The organism is Gilliamella sp. Bif1-4, assembly GCF_001690535.1.
Taxonomy (GTDB): domain Bacteria; phylum Pseudomonadota; class Gammaproteobacteria; order Enterobacterales; family Orbaceae; genus Gilliamella; species Gilliamella bombi.
Window position 1 is genome coordinate 1 of sequence record NZ_LZHC01000010.1, and the last position, 17787, is coordinate 17787.

Below are 17787 nucleotides of genomic sequence, written 5' to 3' on the forward strand. Positions count from 1 at the left end.
GTCTATGTAGCGACTGGTTTGCCTAGCAATCACTTTTCGTCCATATAAATCGATAATCACCGACAAATATAACCAACCTTCACCCGTTTTAATATAAGTAATATCGGTTACCCATGTTTTATTAGGCTTATCAGGATTAAATTGCCTATCTAACGTGTTGGGCGCAATATTGTGATGAGCCTTGTCTGTTTTATGCTTGAATTTACGTGCTGCTTTACTCCGTAATCCCAATTGTTGCAAAACACGGCTAATTGTCCTTTCTGAAACTTGATAGCCTGCTTCTCTTGCATCATGAAGCAGGCTTGGCGCACCCAAACGGGCTTTATGTTGCCAATACTGCTTTTGGATATACTCGCTGAGTTTAACTGATTTGTTTGCTCTTTTTAACCAAGCATAATAACCCGATGAACTGACACCAAGTAATGAGCATATCCTAGTAACGGGATAGCAGGTTAAATGATTTTTCATATAAGCGTACTTCATCGACTTGGATTGTTGATGAAGTACACATGCGCCTTTTTTAGTATATCATTAGCCATTTTCAGTTCTTTAATCTCTTTTTCTAACGCCATAATCCGCTGTTGCTCAGCGGTTAACTCTCGACGGCTGGTTTTATTCGGGGAAAGTTGCCTAATCCATTTATCTAGGGTTGATTTACCCACACCTAGATGATTGGCAAGTTCGCTGATAGAAAGGTGTGCATTAGATAACGCATAATCCACTGATTGTTGTTTGAATTCGATATTAAATTTTTTGACCATGATATTTGTCTCCTATGATTTTTGTTTATACCATAGAGGCAACTTTTGTCCACTTTTTTGGCGAGGATCATTATGCCTACTGCCCTAAATGTGAAAGTACTGGAAAAATTATAGAGGGTGCCGATAATTTTATCGTTGCGGGTAAAACCGCTGCTTACGATGGTTGTATCATTGCATGTAAATGTTCGCCAGTTGGTTATAATAAAATTATAGCAACAAAAAGTACCATTTTTGTTGGTGTAAAAAATGACATACATAACATGTAGGAAAACGCCATATAGATTGATTGGGCACTTACTTTGTTTAAACGTGCGACAATCTACTCTGGGCTACAATAAAGTATTAGGTATTTTTTAACTTGACGCAATACCGAAGCCAGTATTGGCTTACCATTACCGCTGTTTTTTCGCCTTTTTCGAGCAAGTGTCACCGCCTCATGTGCTTGATAGGCTTGATTATGTTTTGAGTTTCTTTTTATCTCACGACTTATTGTCGAAGGATGTCTATTGAGTTGCTGGGCTATCTTTTTGAAAGGTGATTATAATGCATAGCAATCTCCAAACTGTGGTAGTGCGAAGTAGCTAGTATAAATCACCTTTTTACTTTCTTCACTCCACCGAGTTTAAAATTGCACTTCATGTTTTAATCCAGGATATTTTGTGCTCAAATTTATTCTTTAGAAGAATAATATAGAAATAGTATTCTTTTATAACATCAACTCCATTGCTCGATACCGCAAATCCGGTTTTTTAATCCACGCTTGAGCATCAATAATTGCCAATTCTCGGGCATCTTTTTGTTTGGAGATCTCCAGTACGTGATTAGCGGCATTGGAGGCTAATTCAAACGCCATTAATTGGGATTGTCCATTAATTAAATGCGCTGTAAACAAGCTACAAATTAAATCACCCACACCTAATGGACGATGTGGAAAGTCATATAGTGGGCGGGAAAGATGATAGTTTTGGGTTGGCGTTGCTAACACCATTTCAAATAGGTCGGTTGTTTTGCCTGCGTGCACCAAATTTTTTACTAATATAGCTTTAATAGACTGTTCTTGTAATGTTTTTATTGCATTTAGTACATCGTTAAATGTTTTAATTTCGATATCAGAAAGTATTTGTAATTCTAATAAATTTGGTGTGATATAGTCGGCTTGTTTAACCGCTTGTTTAGTGAAGAAATCAATAATACCTTGTGGCAGTGAACTACCTTTATTAATATCGCCCCCCATAACAGGATCACAAACATAGATAGCATTAGGATTATAGTATTTAATTTTGTTGACTGCTTCTAAGATTTCTTCGCCTTGTTCAGCAAGACCAATATAGCCCGAAATAATGGCGTCAATAGACTTTAAAACCCCAATTTTTTCTAGACTATTAACTATTCGTGTGATTTGTTTAGCACCAAGCACTATGCCATCATAATGAGGGTAAACCGTATTACTGGATAATTGCACGGTATGGATCGGCATAACTTCAACGCCTTGTAGCTGCATGGCTAATGTCGATACCTTGTTACCGGCATAACCATAAACAACATTTGATTGAATTGATAATACTGTTTTCATATGTTTACCTTATTATTCGTCATAGTAATGATAGCGGTTTAGGAGATAGATACAGATGATAGATATCAATGCTAAACAACAATAAAACAAGGCTAATGGTATCCAAAAAGTTTTGTAAGTATAAATAATATATGCCCCTATCATCGGAATTAGGCTACCAAAAATGGCAGCGCAACCTTGATAGCTGATAGATAACCCTGTGTAACGTATTCTGGTAGGAAAAACTCGACTTAAATAGCCCGCTATTACGCCATAAAAGCCACTGTAGCAAATTACGTTGAGCGAAATACCAATAATAAAGCTATTTTTTGTGCCTAGCTGAATGATTGGGAATAATAAAAATACCGATCCCATTGCTAAGATTGCCGAACAAATTAAAAATCGTGTTGCCGAGTATTTTTCTGAAAAATAAGCAATAAAAGGTTGCACAACAAAATGCACAATCGCAATCCAAAACAGGGCATCAACAATTATCTTGTCTTCAATACCTAGTGCAATAGTGGTATAGCCAATCATTAATGTATTAGAAAATATTCCACTAAATGACAATACATTAGCACCAATGCTTAAAATTAATAGCGGTGTTGATTTTTTTAAAACTTCAATAATCGGTGTTGATTCTTGATTTAAGTTTGCTTGCTTTTTGCATGATTCGATAAAGACAGGTGACTCGGTTAAGGTGACTCTAGCAATAATGCCAATAATTAATAAAATAGAACTGGCTAAAAATGGAATACGCCAATAGCCACTATTAATAAGCTCAGCTATAGGTGAACGGATAATATAAGAAAAGACCAATAATGCTAAAATATTTCCTGCTGGGCTTCCCCACTGTGCAAAGGAGGAAAAGAAGTTTTTCAACCCTTTGGGGGCATGTTCATTGGTCATAAGCACGGCACCGCCCCATTCACCACCAACCGCAATCCCTTGTAAGATGCGTAATGTAACCAATAAAATTGGTGATAAAATGCCTGCTTGTTGATAAGAGGGTAATAAACCAACACAGGTGGTGGCACACCCTATTAAAACCAACGTAGTAATTAACGATTTTTTACGCCCCAAACGATCACCAATATGACCAAATAGTAACGCTCCTAAAGGACGTGATAAAAATCCCACGGCAAAGGTGGCAAAAGATCCTAAAATTTGCACAAATTGATTATCATCAGGAAAAAAAAGCTGACCAAATATTAATACTGATGCCAGGGCATAAATATAAAAATCATACCATTCAATGGTCGTACCAATAAAAGCGGCAAAAGCAACTTTTTTAGCTGATGAATTGGACATAAGTAATCTTAGGTCTATCGCGGTTGTAAGTTAATAATGAGTACGAAACTAGCACAAAATTATTAATATGACAATTTGTTATCTTCTAAGAAAAGAAAAATGCAATGGATAGATTTAGTATCTAATTTAGTGACAGAATTAACTGTCACCTTTATTATTGTCCTCTATATAGAAACACGCAATTTTATGTTCATTATAATTAATAAGCTGTGGTTGTTCTGTTGTACAACGTGAAAATGCTAAACGGCATCGAGCATTAAACGCACAACCCATAGGTGGATTTAGCGGACTTGGTAATTCACCTTCTAATTTAATTCTATCTCGCCTAAGATCAGGATTTAATCTTGGGGTTGCTGATAATAGTGCCTGAGTATATGGATGTCTAGGGTTACGATAGATTTCATCTTTTCGTCCTTGTTCAACGCAACGACCCAAATACATTACCATTACATCATCAGCAATGTGTTCAACAACGGAAAGGTCATGAGAAATAAAAATATAAGATAAACCTAGGTCCTGCTGTAGATCCATCATCAAATTTAGCACTTGTGCTCGTACAGAAACGTCTAATGCTGAAACAGGTTCATCAGCAACTACTATTTCGGGATCAAGCATTAAACCTCTTGCGATAGCAATGCGTTGACGTTGTCCTCCTGAAAACATATGGGGATAACGGTTATAAAACTCTTCTTTTAATCCAACTTTTTGCATCATTGATAGTACTTTTGCTTTACGATCATTTGCTGTTAGATCAGTATTAATAATTAATGGTTCTTCTAATATGGAACCGATTTTTTTGCGGGGGTTCAATGATGAGTATGGATTCTGGAAAACGATTTGGATCTTTTGGCGACGCAATTTTTGAGCTTGTTGATCATTATCCAACAAATTCTGATTTTTAAAATAAATTTCTCCTGATGTGGGTTTTTCAATCATTGTTAGTAATCTTGCTAATGAGGATTTACCACAACCTGATTCACCGACAATCGCAAGTGTTTTAGCTTTATCTAATGTAAAAGATACACCGTCAACGGCTTTAACTTGCTTGGTTTCAGAAAAAAATCCCGTTTTAACATGATAATATTTTGTCAAGTTTCGGGCATCAAGCAGTAATTCGTTATTTTCCATGTTATTGTTCATATTGTGGTATCCCTTCACTTGATAGTGGATAATGGCATTTTACTTTTCTAGTTTCACCATAGCTAACTAGTGTTGGTTCTTGGGTATAACAATGTTCAGTAGCATAAGGACAACGAGGGTTAAGTAAACAGCCTGTTGGTCGATCATATTTTCCTGGTACAACGCCTGATAATGATGCTAATCGTTCTTTATCTTGAGTAAACTCAGGGAGAGAGCGTAATAGTGCCTGTGTGTAAGGGTGTAATGGTTTTTTAAAGATAATTTCAGCATCTCCTATTTCAACCACCTGTCCAGCATACATTACAATAATTTTTTGTGCAGCCTCAGAAACTAACGCTAAGTCATGAGTAATAAGTATTAATGCCATATTATTTTTGCGTTGCAACTCAAGTAATAACTCAATAATTTGCCCTTGAATTGTGACATCAAGCGCGGTTGTTGGTTCATCAGCAATTAAGAGTTTTGGATTGCATGCTATTGCTATTGCAATCATTACTCGTTGGCTCATTCCGCCAGATAATTGGTGCGGATAAACCTTTAATCGATTTTCAGCATCAGGAATTCCTACCAGTTTAAGTAATTCAATCGCTCTTGCTTTGAGCACTTTTTTACTACCGCCTTGGTGAATTTTTAATGTTTCAATGATTTGGTAACCGATGGTAAAACATGGGTTTAAGCTAGTCATCGGATCTTGAAAGATCATTGCCACATCTGCACCCACAATTTTACGGCGCATTTTGGTTGAGAGCTGTTGAAGGTCTTTGCCATCAAAGTGTAATGCATTTGCATTGACTTTACCAGGAAAATCAATGAGTCCCATTATGGCGAGTGAACTCACTGATTTTCCTGAACCAGATTCGCCAACAATGCCAACAACTTGTCCTTGTTCAACGTCATAACTAATGTGATCTACCGCTTTAAATCCACCGAATTGAACAGATAATTCTTTTACTTCTAATAGTGCCATGACTGTATCTCCATTACTGTTTCAATTTAGGATCAAGTGCGTCACGCAAACCGTCTCCCATTAAGTTGAAAGCTAACACTGTCATTAAAATTACTAAGCCAGGAAAGGTAACTACCCACCATGCAGATTGTGCAAATTGCAATACGTCAGCAAGCATTGTTCCCCATTCTGGTGTTGGTGGTTGTGCACCCATGCCTAAAAAACCTAATGCAGCCATGTCTAAAATTGCGTTCGAAAATCCTAATGAAGCTTGTACAATTAATGGTGCTAAGCAGTTTGGTAGGATGTTGATAAACATTTGTCGTAAGGTTCCCGCGCCAGCAACTCGTGAGGCAATAACATAATCTTTATTAATTTCAGCAATCGTTGCTCCGCGTGTTAAGCGAACATAATGTGGTAATGCAACAAAAGCTAATGCTATTGAGGCGTTAATAATTGATGGACCAAATATCGCAACTAAGACAAGGGCAAGTAGTAAACTGGGTAAGGCAAGCATGATATCCACTGCTCGCATAATTATATTGTCTAAAAAACCACCTACATAACCTGCAATTAATCCTAAGGTAATCCCTAAAATTAATGAGATAATAACTACTAAGCAACCGACTAATAAGGATAAACGGGCACCATAAATGAGTCTAGATAGGATATCTCGTCCTACATCGTCAGTCCCTAAAATAAATTGCCAGCTGCCATCTTTCATCCAAACGGGTGGTGCTAGTAATGCATCTCTAAATTGTTCAGAAGGGGAATGTGGTGCAACAAAATTAGCAAAGATAGCGAGTAATGTAACAATAATAATAAAGACCAGTCCAACGACTGCGCCTTTATTTTTTGAAAAATAGAACCAGAACTCACGCATAGGCGTTAATGGTTTAGGTACGACTAAACTGGTGTCTTGCGTATTGGTTGGTTCAGTAATAACCTGTTTATTCATCTGTAAAAACACTCTTATTTATGTCTAATACGCGGGTTAATAACCCCGTACAACATATCAACTAATAAATTCACTAAAATAATTATGACCGCAACAATTAAAACGCCACTTTGTACAACGGGGTAATCTCGACGTTGTAGCGCTTCAATTAACCAACGACCAATTCCTGGCCATGAAAAGACGGTTTCGGTCAATATGGCGCCAGCAAGCATTGTTCCAACTTGTAAACCGATAACGGTTACAACAGGGATCATTGCATTGCGTAATGCATGAACAAGGACGATTCGCATTCTACTAACGCCTTTTGCGCGTGCGGTTCGAATATAATCTTCACTCAATACTTCTAACATAGAAGAACGAGTCATGCGGACAATAACTGCTAATGGAATGGTTCCTAACACAATTGCAGGTAAAATTAAGTGAGTAACGGCATCGATAAAATCTTCTGTTTCACCCCATAATAAAGTATCAATTAACATTAACCCGGTTAAAGGATTACTTTCATCTAAGAAAAGCATATCACTAACACGACCAGATACTGGGGTTAAATTTAAGTGCACAGAGACTAACATTATTAGCATCATCCCCCACCAAAAAATTGGCATGGAGTAACCTGTTAAAGATAATCCTATTGCTGTGTGATCAAATATTGAACCACGTTTCACTGCGGCAAGAACACCGATTGGGATCCCCAAACTAACTGCAAACAACATTGCGCAAAATCCAAGTTCAAACGTTGCTTTAAACCGGGGTACAAATTCATCCCATACCGGAATTTGGCTTTTAAAAGAGGTTCCTAAATCGCCATGAAGCATGTTTATAATATATTGAAAATATTGTTGATACAGTGGTTTATCTAAACCCAGTTGAGTCATTAATTCAGCATGGCGTTCTGGAGTTAAACCTCGCTCTCCTGCAAGCACCATAATGGGATCACCCGGAATAAGGTGAACAAAAATAAAAGTAAGCAGTGTGATACAAATAAATGTTGGAATAAGTACCCCTAACCGCTTTAGAATAAATTGAAACATGTAGTAGCTCTTAAGTATTGCTTTTAAGTTATTGTTTATAAAATAGATAAAATTTATTTAGTTATTAAAAAAATATGTTTATAGTAGTAAATTTAGCAAAATCCAACATAACGATTAACCACACATTGTGTGGTTAATCGTTAGGAATACTATTTTTCAAGCGTAACTTGGTTAAAATCATGTAATGATAAAGGAGCCATGATATAGCCTTTAACCTCTTTACGTAACGGCATATAAACCATTGAATGCGCAATCATTAACGCAGGTGCTTGATTATGCATCTCAATTTGTGCTTGTTTATATAGCTCAACTCTTTTTTCGTGATTTGACTCAACACGGGCTTGCTGTAATAAATCATCAAATGGTTTGTAACACCAGCGTGAATAGTTTGAACCTGCTTTAACCGCATCACAGCTCATCAAGACAGAATAAAAGTTATCAGGATCACCATTATCTCCAGTCCAGCCCATTAACACTGCATCATGTTCACCATCGCGAATACGAGATAAATACTCTCCCCATTCATAACTAACAATTTTAGCTGTTACGCCAATTTTAGCCCAATCTGCTTGAATCATTTCGGCCATACGGCGTGCATTTGGATTATATGGACGTTGTACTGGCATTGCCCATAAATTGATAGTAAAGCCTTTCTCTAATCCAGCTGATTTTAATAATTCTTTTGCTTGCACTGGATCATAAGGGTAATCTTTCACTTCATCATTATAACTCCACATTGATGGAGGAATAAAGTTTTTAGCTGGTTCAGCTGCACCTTGAAAAACAGCTTTAATAATCGCATCTTTATTCACTGCCATATTTAATGCTTGGCGGACTTGCAAATTATCAAGTGGCGGCTTATCCATATTGTAGGCTAAATAGCCAATGTTAACGCCAGCCATTTCTTTCACAACAATATTATTGTTTGATTTCATTCGTTCAACATCTGAGACATTTGGATACGGCATAGCATGACACTCGCCTTTTTGTAACTTAGCATAACGAATTGCAGCATCTGGTGTAATGGAAAACACTAAGCGATCAAGTTTGGCTTTTGGACCAAAATAATCGGGATTTGCTTTATAAAGAATTCTGGAGTCTTTTTGGTATTGCACAAAAGTAAATGGGCCTGTACCAACGGGAACTAAGTCTAATTTTTCTGGTGTGTTTTTCTTAAGCATAGCATCGGCATATTCAGCTGATAGAATTGAAGCAAATGACATTGCTAAATCTGCTAAGAAAGGGGCTTCTGGATGGTTTAATTCAAATACGACAGTATTGTCATCAATCTTTTTAATTTCTTTGATTAAATTTGGGAATCCCATACTTTCAAAGTATTCGTATTGTCCTCCAGAAACTTTGTTATAAGGATGTTTTTTATCTTTTTGTCGCATAAATGTAAAAATAACATCATCAGCATTTAGGTTTCGTGTTGGTTTGAATTCTTTATTGCTATGCCACTTAACATCATCGCGCAAATGAAAAGTATAGGTTAAACCATCTTGGCTGATATCCCAAGATTTGGCTAAAGAAGGTTCAATTTCGGTAGTACCTAATTTAAATTCTACCAAACGATTATAAACAGGAACTGCACTTGCATCCATTGATACACCACTTGTTGCTAATTGTGGATTAAATGTTTCAGGCGAAGCCTCTGAACAATAAACCAATGTTTCAGCCGCATGAAGTTGTGCACTCGCAAGCATTGTTATTAGTCCTGCGCCCAACAAAAATTTACGTTTATATTTCCTTAGATTACTCATAAAACCACTCCAATTATTTAACTGTAAACCGATTTTGTAACACTTAAACAAAGGCAAGAATGTCGTATTTTTAATATTTTTTAAATATAGATTTAGTAAAAAGTTCTAATTTTTATATTAATTTTTACTTTGTTTAAATTCGTACTTTCCTATCACTTGCACATATATGGTGCAAATTGCACCATAATTAAGATTACGACTTTTGATTGAAAATAGTTTTCAACATGAACATAATGATAGTTAAGTGCTGTGCAACAAATAAAATTTGCAAAAATAATGCCACTTTTTATTCAAAAAAATCTATATTAAAGAAAATGATGAAAAAAATACATAAATATATTTTTATTTAATAATTGATTCTGTGCTGTCTATTATAATTAGTGTAGATGAAATAATCATCAAATTAGTAATGTTAAATTAACTTTTGAATTGATTTAGCTTTATTTTATTTGAATTTTCAATTCAATATCTATTCAATAAACTGTGAATGATTAACCAAAGGATGATTTAAAATTATGTCAAATTTTATTCTATAGAAGTGGTTACAGAATATTCCACACCATTATAATGCAAAAAAGTTTTTTTCTTCGGTAAATTAATAACTTGTTCAATACATTCGCTTTTATCATTTTCCTTATATATTTGATTTTGGGCTTTTTCTGAAATAATTAGATCAACATAATCATTTGTTGTGTTATTTCCCAGTATTATTTTCCTGTCATGGGTTTCAAATTCTCCGTCACAATTTGTATCCCATTCGCCGGATGATTGAGTCATTGGGAGCTGAGTAATAACTTGTCTTAATTTTTTACCTTGTTCAACATAAAGATTTAAATATTGCATAAGGAATGGATTAGCTTGAGAGCTACCTACATAATTAAAACGGATACCGAAAGCAAGGGTTTGAGGATTAAGTTGATAACGAGCAGTATCTATATCAAAGCTATCTAATCTGATCGCATCACTTATTAACGCATCAACTTGCCATCGATTAGCAATTAATTCACCACTTTGACTATTAATTAGCAAAACGTCAAGGTCGTAAGTATCATTCTCACCAGTCTCATGAGGAAAAGGTAAAACTACAATAGTTTTGCTTTCATCTGCTGGCCAATTTTTACAAATTGGCATATTGCTTTAACGAGTATGGTGGAGTTCATCTATCAACTGATTAATCCACTTTTCACAATCAGCATGACTGACTATTGGAAAGAATAGCGCTATGAATAATAATAAATTCTTGAAATAAATCATTAGTTATCTCCTCTAACATTTCATTTATACCACTATAATTGCAATATAGTAACATTATTCTTTATCAAAACGGTTATATTAAGCGATTTAATGGTGCTACACTCACTTTTTATCTATCTATCTATCTATCTATCATAAAGAGAACATGACCATTATCTATTTAGCTAAACTGCTTTATACTCAGTTGCACAACCATTCTCCTTTCATAACCATTGAAAACAAAGGATTTAAAGTCATTTTATGGATATACGCCATTATCGAACCAAATGTATCCGGGTTTGTATCCGATTTTCCACTTGATTTGGCGTAATTTCAGTTGAATTCGGTTGAGTAGTGTAACTATCCCCTAAAATAATACAGCAAAAAAGTAGAAAATTCTCTATGATAAAAGTAAAAGGGGATTTAATTATGAAAAAAATGACTGAACATCAAATCGTAGTTATTTAAAAAGAAGCTGAAGCTGGTATTCCTGTCAAGGAACTGTGCCGTAAATATGGCATGGGAAATTCAACTTTCTATAAATGGCGGGAAAAATACGGCGGAATCGAAACTTCGGATATCAAACGTTTAAAAGAGCTGGAGGCTGAAAATCGCAAGCTTAAGCAGATGTTTGCCGAACTGAGCTTAAAATCCCAGCTGCAGGAAGAAATTATAAAAAAGCTGTAGTGCCCACAAAGGCACGTAAAACGTGGGCACAGCAACTACAACAAAATCATTCGGTTACTATTGCTATGAGCTGCTGCGCTATCGTTGGCTTAAGCCGTTGTGCTTACGACTATCAACCTAAGTTACAGGATGATTCGGTGATTATTTCGGTGTTGAATACTATCACAGACCGGCATTTACGCTGGGGCTTTCCTAAATACTTTAATCGTATCAGAAAGCTCGGCTATCAATGGAACCATAAGCGAGTTTATCGGGTGTATTGTGAATTAAAGCTTCATCTCAGAGTAAAGCGTAAAAAACATATTCCCCCTACGAACACCAAAAAAGCTATTGGTGCCTAATAAACAAGGTGAATGTTGGTCAATGGATTTTATGAGTGACAGTAGCCGTAATCAACGTCGAGGACATTCAATGTCATCGATGACTTTAATCGTGAGGCGTTAGGTATTGATATTGCAGTAAGCTTACCGGCAGGAAGGATTACCCGTTATTTAGATAAACTGGCCGAATATCATGGGTATCCATTAAAAATACGGGTCGATAATGGACCCGAATTTACAGGAAAAACCTTTATAAACTGGGCTAAATCACATGATATAACCATTGATTATATAAAGCCGGGTAGCCCTTATCAAAATGGCTATATTGAACGATTTAATCGTACCTATCGTACTGAAGTACTCGATTTATATCTTTTTAACAACTTAGCACAAGCAAGGAGAATAACCGAAGAATGGTTAACGATTTATAACACCGAAAGGCCTCATGAAGCACTAAATAATATGACGCCGATTGAGTATAAAACACTAAAACAAGCAGCTTAATTTTCTACGTGAGTTGTGTACTAAGTTTGGGGTATTTACAGAATGGCATATAAAAATAATCAGAAAAATAAAATAAATAGCCTTATTGAACGATTTTTGTTTAGGAATAATGCATATTATTGCAGTGTGATATGTTGTATTTTAGTCTAGAATTAGAATCGAAAAATTACATCTTGGAGAGTTAATAATTTAGTTACTAAATTATTATTAATGACTTTACTAGGAATATTACGAGGTATTTGAATTAGATTTCTCGATTTGAGTGAAGATTCACATACGTACACATCATTAATATCATAAAGCTCAAGCATATTAAAAGTTGCAATATAATCACGCATTAAAATTTTATGAGGTTGTTGTTCTGGTAATAAATGGAATACACCATCATCAATAAAAAAAACAGAAATATAGTTAATGGCTGATGTAGCCAGGGCTATATCAAGTGCTTCGCGACCTTTGGCATTTCCGTGAGGTAGTGAGCTAATAATAATTGCTAATTTTTTCATTTCGGTATCTTAAGCTTAAAACTGAATGGTTCGATCTGTTGTTGCAATTGATTCGCTTAGTTCTCCAAGACCAGTTAAATGAAAATAATCCGCGAGGTTATTTTGGATAACGCCACGCCTCTGAGCGGCAGCGACACAGACAGCTAAAGTTAAAGGGTATGTTTTTGCTAATTCCTGCCAGGCAGAAATTAAATCAAATTCATCACTTGCAGGATCAGTATAACTGTTGCCATTATAAACACCATCAGCATAAAAAAAGATATTTTTAATGGTATGAGGAGTCTGTGACAGTAAAACTTGTGCAAATTGATATGCACAATAAGCAGATTGGGCCCCATAAGCAGGACCCATAACAACAAGAGTATAACTCAATGAATCAATCAAATTAGTTAGCTTGTTGTTCTTGATTTTGAACTGGCTCTTGAGTTTTATCATTTTTGTCACCATCAATGCCAAGCAATTCAACTTCAAAAATTAAAGTTGATGCAGGTTGGATTCCTGCTTTACCTTCTTGACCAGGAAAAGTTTGGTCTCCATAAGCTAAATCAGGTGGTACAACAAGTTTGATTTTTCCGCCAATTCCGATCAATTGAATTCCTTCTGTCCACCCCTTGATAACAGCATTTAGTGGAAATGTTGCCGGTTCACCTCGATCATAAGAACTATCGAATTTACGTCCGTCAGTTAGTGTTCCTGTATAATGAACAATAACCGTATCTTGAGCTGTTGGATGACGGTCTGAACCTTCTTGAAGGATTTGATAAAGTAACCCTGATTTTGTTTGTTTTACGCCATCTTGTTTAGCAAATTCTGTACGGAATTTCTCACCAGATGCTGTATTTTCAGTTTTTTCTTTTTCAAAGCGTTCTTTGCTTTCTTTTTGGATTCTTTTACCAAAGTCATCTAAGATGGTTTTCACTTCATCTTTTGAAAGTTGAGAGCCATCGCGGAAGGTTTCATTAAAGCCACTGATTAAATATTCTTGGTCTGGTTTAATTTCATTTTGTTCTAAATTTGACTTCATGTATGTTGCAAACGATGAACCTAACGCATATGCTTCTTTTTGTGCATCAGTTGAAATTGTTACTTTATTTGATGAATTTCTTTCATCACAACCAGCTAATGCTAATACAATTGCGCTGCTTACTAACGTCATTTTAATCAATGATTTCATTCTACTTCTCCAGATTATAAACTTTTTGGGTAATTATTTTAGTTATTATATCTGATTTGATATAAGATAATAAGGGTTTACAAATTATTTATTTTATAAATTTATAGTAATCCATTGATAATATATTAAGGAAAGCATCTTTTGCAATTTAAATCATCCTTGAGTGAAAGTGGTATCCTCAGTTATAATGTTAAAAATTTATAGTAATAATGTATAAGGATAGCTATTTTGACTACCGAACTTAATACCCTTGATGTTGAAGAAATCATCAGCCTGTTACCTCATCGTTATCCGTTTTTAATGGTTGATCGAGTGGTTAGTTACGAAAAAGGTAAAACATTAAAAGCGATAAAAAATGTTACTGTGAATGAACCATTCTTTCAAGGGCACTTTCCTAATAAACCGATTTTTCCAGGTGTATTAATTTTAGAAGCTATGGCACAAGCTACGGGTATTTTGGCATTCAAAAGCATTGAAGCGCTATCACCTGGTCAGCTTTATTATTTTGCTTCAATTGATAAAGCACGCTTTAAACGTCCTGTTGTACCAGGGGATCAACTTATGCTTGATGTTGAATATATTAAAGAACGTCGTGGTATTGCATTATTCCATGGTGTTGCAACTGTCGATGGTAAGTTAGTTTGCGAAGCTGAAATGATGTGTGCTCGTAAATAATTGCTTGTTTTTAACATTTCCCAAAAACAGTATTAAGGAACAACTATGGCAATGGAGATACATCCAAGCTCAGTGATTGAAAAGGGAGCCAAAATTGGCGATAACGTCAAAATTGGTCCGTTTTGCTTTATTGGTGAGAATGTTGAAATTGGTGACGGTACTTTTTTAAAATCACATGTTGTTATCAATGGTCACACAAAAATTGGTAAAGATAACCAAATTTATCAATTTGTCTCGATTGGTGAAGTAAACCAAGATTTAAAATATCGTGGAGAGCCAACGCGTACTGAAATTGGCGATCGCAATATGATTCGCGAAAGTGTAACTATTCACCGTGGAACAGTTCAAGGTGGTGAATTAACGCGTATTGGTAGCGATAACCTATTGATGATTAATGCACATGTTGCACACGATTGTTATATTGGTGATCATTGTATTTTAGCAAATAACGCCACTTTAGGTGGGCATGTTCAATTAGATGATTATGTCATTATTGGTGGAATGACTGCTGTTCATCAATTTTGTGTGATCGGATCACATGTTATGGTTGGTGGTTGTTCAGGTGTTGCTCAGGATGTTCCACCTTATGTTATTGCACAAGGTAATCATGCAACACCTCATGGCGTAAATTATGAAGGATTAAAACGTAGAGGATTTAGCAAAGATGCTTTGCAGGCAATTCGCAATAGCTATAAAATCCTTTATCGAAATGGCTTAACGTTGGAAGAGGCAAAAGTTGAAATTGATGCCATTGCCAAACAACACCCTGAAATCCAATTATTTATTGACTTTTTTGCCTGTTCAACGCGTGGCATTATCCGTTAATGGCCAATGAAACATTAGTCATTGCATTAGTCGCTGGAGAAACTTCGGGCGATATTCTTGGCGCAGGATTAATTCGTGCGCTAAAAAATTACCATTCTAATATTGAATTTGTAGGTATAGCGGGTCCGAAAATGCAAGCCGAAGGCTGTAAAGCTTGGTACGAAATGGATGAATTATCGGTCATGGGTATTGTTGAGGTCTTAGGTCGATTACGTAGAATTTTAGCAATTCGCAAAGATATTGCTAGGCGTTTAATCGCACTTAAACCCGATATATTTATTGGTATTGATGCTCCCGATTTTAATCTTTCCCTAGAAGGGAAATTAAAGCAAGCTGGTATTAAAACGATTCATTATGTTAGCCCTTCTGTTTGGGCTTGGAAGCAAAAACGCGTTTTCAAAATTAAGCGTAATACTAATCTTATTTTAGCCTTTTTACCTTTTGAAAAAGCCTTTTATGATAAGTTTGATGTTCCTTGTCGCTTTATTGGTCATAAGATGGCGGATGATATTCCTTTAACTCCAGATCAAACAGCTATGCGTCAACAATTAGGTGTACCGCTAAATAGCCTTTGTTTATCATTATTACCGGGTAGCCGTCATGCTGAAGTGACATTATTATCAACGCCTTTTTTAAATGCAGCAAAGCTATTACGTGAGCGTTATCCTAATATATATATTTTAGTGCCTTTAGTTAATGCGAAAAGACAAAAAGAATTTGAACAAATCAAAGCTCAAGTTGCACCAGAACTTAAAATACAGCTATTACATGGTCAAGCCCGCGAAGCAATGATTGCGAGTAATGCTGCAATCTTAGCATCGGGAACAGCGGCATTAGAATGCATGTTAGCCAAGTGCCCAATGGTAGTTGGGTACAAAATGAAAACATTCACTTTTTGGTTAGTTAAAAAATTAATTAAAACACCTTATGTGTCTTTACCTAATATTTTGGCCGGTAAAGAGATTGTGCCTGAATTGTTACAACAAGACTGCACACCGGAAAATATCACCAATCATATCATTCCTTTTTTAGAGGGGGATAATTCAGTATTGAAAGACACCTTTCTCACTTTGCATAAACAAATCCGTTGTAATGCTGATGAGCAAGCTGCACAAGCGGTGTTGGATGTTTTAAAGGAATGATATCTAAAGGATAATGTTAGAGGATTTACCTTTTTGTTAGAGTTTACTTACCCCGATGCTACATTAATTGCTGGTGTCGACGAAGTTGGGCGAGGTCCACTTTGTGGCGATGTTGTTACCGCTGCGGTTATTTTAGATCCTAACAAGCCCATTAAAGGCTTAACTGATTCTAAAAAGCTAACCGAAAAAAAACGAGAACATCTATTTGATATTATCAAACAAGATGCTTTGGCTTGGAGTGTTGCAAGAGCATCTGTGGACGAAATTGATAAATTAAATATATTACATGCTTCCATGCTTGCTATGCAGCGAGCAGTATCTAACTTACCTATTAAACCCAATTTTGTATTAGTTGACGGCAATCGTTGCCCTGATTTTGGTATACAAACACAAGCTGTAGTTAAAGGTGATTTATTAGTGCCAGAAATCAGTGCTGCGTCAATTTTAGCCAAAGTTACGCGCGATCGTGTAATGGTTGAGCTTGATAAATTATATCCACAGTATGGGCTTGCTAAGCACAAAGGTTATCCAACTAAAGCTCATTTAATAGCAATAAAAGAACATGGTATTAATCATCTATATCGTAAAAGCTTTGCACCAGTCAAAAACTTAATGCTATTTTAAATATTACACTGTTTATCAACCGTTGTCAGCAATGGCGAATTAAAAATAGAAACGGGTGAAATAACGGTTTCTTGATAAGGGATTTTATTGCTATAACGTTCTTTTATTTTTTGTTTAACTGTAGGTGATGAAAGATTAAAGTCTTTGATTGTTTGCAATTGACCAATTTTCAAGTTAAGGCATTATCATAAATTTCCCAGACTAATTCAGAACAATAGATATATTTATTATCCCAACCAAACCAGATATCATAAGGTCTGCCTTCAAAAACACTTGCAACTTGCTTTAATTTAACAATTTCGTTATTAGATAGTTTGCCATTTTTTAAACGTTTTATGACGTAATTTTTATTTTTACCACGAGCAATCCTACTATGTAGTGGTGTATAAACTACTTTGCTGGCGGATTCAAAAACATAAGGCTTACCATTTTTAATAAAAAATAATACCCATATGACTGTATGGTGAGTTTGTTGCTTGTTGAATAGCCAGACTTTGTTTTGATTGTGAAGATTGAAAAATAATATCGCCATCTTGGGGTTTATAGATAGCAATACTTATAGAATTTGCACCCAACAAGAAAAAGCATAAAAATAAAACGCATTAAATTTACCCATAAAAACTCATAAAGTTGCG

Annotated in this window: 21 protein-coding genes and 2 pseudogenes; 7 read left to right on the forward strand and 16 right to left on the reverse strand. The window is 35.5% G+C overall.

Going from position 1 to position 17787, the window contains the following annotated elements; genetic code table 11:
• Both A9G25_RS00585 and A9G25_RS00590 read right to left on the reverse strand, forming a co-directional pair.
• The coding region (locus A9G25_RS00585; RefSeq protein WP_141674942.1) for a DDE-type integrase/transposase/recombinase at nt 1–483 on the reverse strand (483 nt) is incomplete at its 3' end.
• Complete coding sequence (locus A9G25_RS00590) at nt 480–761, reverse strand: IS3 family transposase (protein WP_065625218.1); 282 nt, start codon at nt 759–761, stop codon at nt 480–482. The genes A9G25_RS00590 and A9G25_RS00585, both read right to left, overlap by 4 nt.
• A gap of 14 nt (nt 762–775) precedes the next feature.
• Here A9G25_RS00590 and A9G25_RS00595 point away from each other — a divergent pair, with 14 nt between their 5' ends.
• Nucleotides 776–1027, forward strand: a complete 252-nt coding sequence (locus A9G25_RS00595) for a PAAR domain-containing protein (protein WP_065625298.1) — start codon at nt 776–778, stop codon at nt 1025–1027.
• 53 nt (nt 1028–1080) lie between these two features.
• On the opposite strand, the pseudogene A9G25_RS13275 reads toward A9G25_RS00595, so the two are convergent.
• The 9 genes and pseudogenes from A9G25_RS13275 to A9G25_RS00635 all read right to left on the reverse strand — a co-directional run.
• Nucleotides 1081–1287: pseudogene (locus A9G25_RS13275) on the reverse strand (helix-turn-helix domain-containing protein); the annotation flags it as partial.
• A 180-nt stretch (nt 1288–1467) separates the two neighbouring features.
• The gene (gene pdxY / locus A9G25_RS00600; RefSeq protein ID WP_065625299.1) at nt 1468–2334 is read right to left on the reverse strand and encodes a pyridoxal kinase PdxY; all 867 of its coding nucleotides are present in this window, start codon (nt 2332–2334) and stop codon (nt 1468–1470) included.
• 12 nt (nt 2335–2346) lie between these two features.
• A complete protein-coding gene (locus A9G25_RS00605; protein WP_065625300.1) occupies nt 2347–3624 on the reverse strand; it encodes an MFS transporter in 1278 nt (425 codons plus the stop codon).
• Between the two features lie 138 nt (nt 3625–3762).
• A complete protein-coding gene (locus A9G25_RS00610) occupies nt 3763–4764 on the reverse strand; it encodes a peptide ABC transporter ATP-binding protein (protein WP_065625301.1) in 1002 nt (333 codons plus the stop codon).
• Complete coding sequence (gene dppD / locus A9G25_RS00615; RefSeq protein ID WP_065625302.1) at nt 4754–5731, reverse strand: dipeptide ABC transporter ATP-binding protein; 978 nt, start codon at nt 5729–5731, stop codon at nt 4754–4756. The genes A9G25_RS00610 and dppD overlap by 11 nt, the downstream gene beginning before the upstream one ends.
• Before the next feature lie 13 nt (nt 5732–5744).
• Nucleotides 5745–6668 carry a dipeptide ABC transporter permease DppC gene (gene dppC / locus A9G25_RS00620; RefSeq protein ID WP_065625303.1) on the reverse strand — a complete coding sequence of 308 codons (924 nt, stop codon included), beginning with the start codon at nt 6666–6668 and terminating at the stop codon, nt 5745–5747.
• A gap of 14 nt (nt 6669–6682) precedes the next feature.
• Nucleotides 6683–7699, reverse strand: coding sequence for a dipeptide ABC transporter permease DppB (dppB, locus tag A9G25_RS00625; protein ID WP_065625304.1), 1017 nt, complete (start codon nt 7697–7699; stop codon nt 6683–6685).
• A gap of 149 nt (nt 7700–7848) precedes the next feature.
• Complete coding sequence (locus tag A9G25_RS00630) at nt 7849–9462, reverse strand: ABC transporter substrate-binding protein (protein WP_065625305.1); 1614 nt, start codon at nt 9460–9462, stop codon at nt 7849–7851.
• Nucleotides 9463–9987: 525 nt separating this feature from the next.
• A complete protein-coding gene (locus A9G25_RS00635; RefSeq protein ID WP_065625306.1) occupies nt 9988–10593 on the reverse strand; it encodes a hypothetical protein in 606 nt (201 codons plus the stop codon).
• Nucleotides 10594–10861: 268 nt separating this feature from the next.
• Between A9G25_RS00635 and A9G25_RS12710 the strand changes: the two genes are divergently transcribed.
• Both A9G25_RS12710 and A9G25_RS00645 read left to right on the forward strand, forming a co-directional pair.
• Entirely contained in the window at nt 10862–11026 is a 165-nt protein-coding gene (locus tag A9G25_RS12710) for a hypothetical protein (protein WP_176701044.1), read from the forward strand.
• A gap of 155 nt (nt 11027–11181) precedes the next feature.
• A pseudogene (locus A9G25_RS00645) lies at nt 11182–12206 on the forward strand (IS3 family transposase).
• Between the two features lie 152 nt (nt 12207–12358).
• Here A9G25_RS00645 and tusC read toward each other — a convergent pair.
• Genes tusC through fkpA form a run of 3 tightly spaced genes read right to left on the reverse strand, consistent with a single transcriptional unit; the run spans nt 12359 to nt 13886 of the window.
• Entirely contained in the window at nt 12359–12712 is a 354-nt protein-coding gene (gene tusC, locus A9G25_RS00650; RefSeq protein WP_065625307.1) for a sulfurtransferase complex subunit TusC, read from the reverse strand.
• Between the two features lie 15 nt (nt 12713–12727).
• Nucleotides 12728–13093 carry a sulfurtransferase complex subunit TusD gene (gene tusD / locus A9G25_RS00655; protein WP_442903073.1) on the reverse strand — a complete coding sequence of 122 codons (366 nt, stop codon included), beginning with the start codon at nt 13091–13093 and terminating at the stop codon, nt 12728–12730.
• 4 nt (nt 13094–13097) lie between these two features.
• Nucleotides 13098–13886: an FKBP-type peptidyl-prolyl cis-trans isomerase gene (gene fkpA, locus A9G25_RS00660; RefSeq protein ID WP_065625308.1), complete on the reverse strand. Its 789-nt coding sequence runs from the start codon at nt 13884–13886 to the stop codon at nt 13098–13100.
• Nucleotides 13887–14114: 228 nt separating this feature from the next.
• Here fkpA and fabZ point away from each other — a divergent pair, with 228 nt between their 5' ends.
• The 4 genes from fabZ to rnhB are packed head-to-tail and all read left to right on the forward strand — an operon-like array spanning nt 14115 to nt 17152.
• Complete coding sequence (gene fabZ / locus A9G25_RS00665) at nt 14115–14561, forward strand: 3-hydroxyacyl-ACP dehydratase FabZ (RefSeq protein ID WP_065625309.1); 447 nt, start codon at nt 14115–14117, stop codon at nt 14559–14561.
• 45 nt (nt 14562–14606) lie between these two features.
• Nucleotides 14607–15386 (forward strand): acyl-ACP--UDP-N-acetylglucosamine O-acyltransferase, encoded by a 780-nt coding sequence (gene lpxA, locus A9G25_RS00670; RefSeq protein WP_065625310.1) that lies wholly within the window; start codon nt 14607–14609, stop codon nt 15384–15386.
• Entirely contained in the window at nt 15386–16528 is a 1143-nt protein-coding gene (gene lpxB / locus A9G25_RS00675; protein ID WP_065625311.1) for a lipid-A-disaccharide synthase, read from the forward strand. Before lpxA ends, lpxB begins: the two co-directional genes overlap by 1 nt.
• 33 nt (nt 16529–16561) lie before the next feature.
• Nucleotides 16562–17152: a ribonuclease HII gene (rnhB, locus tag A9G25_RS00680; protein ID WP_065625312.1), complete on the forward strand. Its 591-nt coding sequence runs from the start codon at nt 16562–16564 to the stop codon at nt 17150–17152.
• Here the strand turns inward: rnhB and A9G25_RS12955 are convergent.
• Both A9G25_RS12955 and A9G25_RS12960 read right to left on the reverse strand, forming a co-directional pair.
• The gene (locus A9G25_RS12955; RefSeq protein ID WP_218057494.1) at nt 17149–17325 is read right to left on the reverse strand and encodes a hypothetical protein; all 177 of its coding nucleotides are present in this window, start codon (nt 17323–17325) and stop codon (nt 17149–17151) included. The two genes, rnhB and A9G25_RS12955, sit on opposite strands and share 4 nt — an antisense overlap.
• Nucleotides 17322–17684: a YiiX/YebB-like N1pC/P60 family cysteine hydrolase gene (locus tag A9G25_RS12960; RefSeq protein WP_218057495.1), complete on the reverse strand. Its 363-nt coding sequence runs from the start codon at nt 17682–17684 to the stop codon at nt 17322–17324. The genes A9G25_RS12955 and A9G25_RS12960 overlap by 4 nt, the downstream gene beginning before the upstream one ends.
• Nucleotides 17685–17787: the final 103 nt, after the last annotated feature.

What these genes read in the sequence shown, in the direction of transcription:
- lpxB (WP_065625311.1), top strand. Translation starts at nt 15,386, where the DNA reads ATGGCCAATGAAACATTAGTCATTGCATTAGTCGCTGGAGAAACTTCG.
- A9G25_RS00610 (WP_065625301.1), bottom strand. Translation starts at nt 4,764, where the DNA reads ATGAACAATAACATGGAAAATAACGAATTACTGCTTGATGCCCGAAAC.
- lpxA (WP_065625310.1), top strand. Translation starts at nt 14,607, where the DNA reads ATGGCAATGGAGATACATCCAAGCTCAGTGATTGAAAAGGGAGCCAAA.
- A9G25_RS00635 (WP_065625306.1), bottom strand. Translation starts at nt 10,593, where the DNA reads ATGCCAATTTGTAAAAATTGGCCAGCAGATGAAAGCAAAACTATTGTA.
- A9G25_RS12960 (WP_218057495.1), bottom strand. Translation starts at nt 17,684, where the DNA reads ATGGCGATATTATTTTTCAATCTTCACAATCAAAACAAAGTCTGGCTA.
- dppB (WP_065625304.1), bottom strand. Translation starts at nt 7,699, where the DNA reads ATGTTTCAATTTATTCTAAAGCGGTTAGGGGTACTTATTCCAACATTT.
- tusC (WP_065625307.1), bottom strand. Translation starts at nt 12,712, where the DNA reads ATGAAAAAATTAGCAATTATTATTAGCTCACTACCTCACGGAAATGCC.
- A9G25_RS00590 (WP_065625218.1), bottom strand. Translation starts at nt 761, where the DNA reads ATGGTCAAAAAATTTAATATCGAATTCAAACAACAATCAGTGGATTAT.
- A9G25_RS00595 (WP_065625298.1), top strand. Translation starts at nt 776, where the DNA reads ATGATTTTTGTTTATACCATAGAGGCAACTTTTGTCCACTTTTTTGGC.
- fkpA (WP_065625308.1), bottom strand. Translation starts at nt 13,886, where the DNA reads ATGAAATCATTGATTAAAATGACGTTAGTAAGCAGCGCAATTGTATTA.
- A9G25_RS12710 (WP_176701044.1), top strand. Translation starts at nt 10,862, where the DNA reads ATGACCATTATCTATTTAGCTAAACTGCTTTATACTCAGTTGCACAAC.
- pdxY (WP_065625299.1), bottom strand. Translation starts at nt 2,334, where the DNA reads ATGAAAACAGTATTATCAATTCAATCAAATGTTGTTTATGGTTATGCC.
- A9G25_RS00630 (WP_065625305.1), bottom strand. Translation starts at nt 9,462, where the DNA reads ATGAGTAATCTAAGGAAATATAAACGTAAATTTTTGTTGGGCGCAGGA.
- A9G25_RS00605 (WP_065625300.1), bottom strand. Translation starts at nt 3,624, where the DNA reads ATGTCCAATTCATCAGCTAAAAAAGTTGCTTTTGCCGCTTTTATTGGT.
- dppC (WP_065625303.1), bottom strand. Translation starts at nt 6,668, where the DNA reads ATGAATAAACAGGTTATTACTGAACCAACCAATACGCAAGACACCAGT.
- dppD (WP_065625302.1), bottom strand. Translation starts at nt 5,731, where the DNA reads ATGGCACTATTAGAAGTAAAAGAATTATCTGTTCAATTCGGTGGATTT.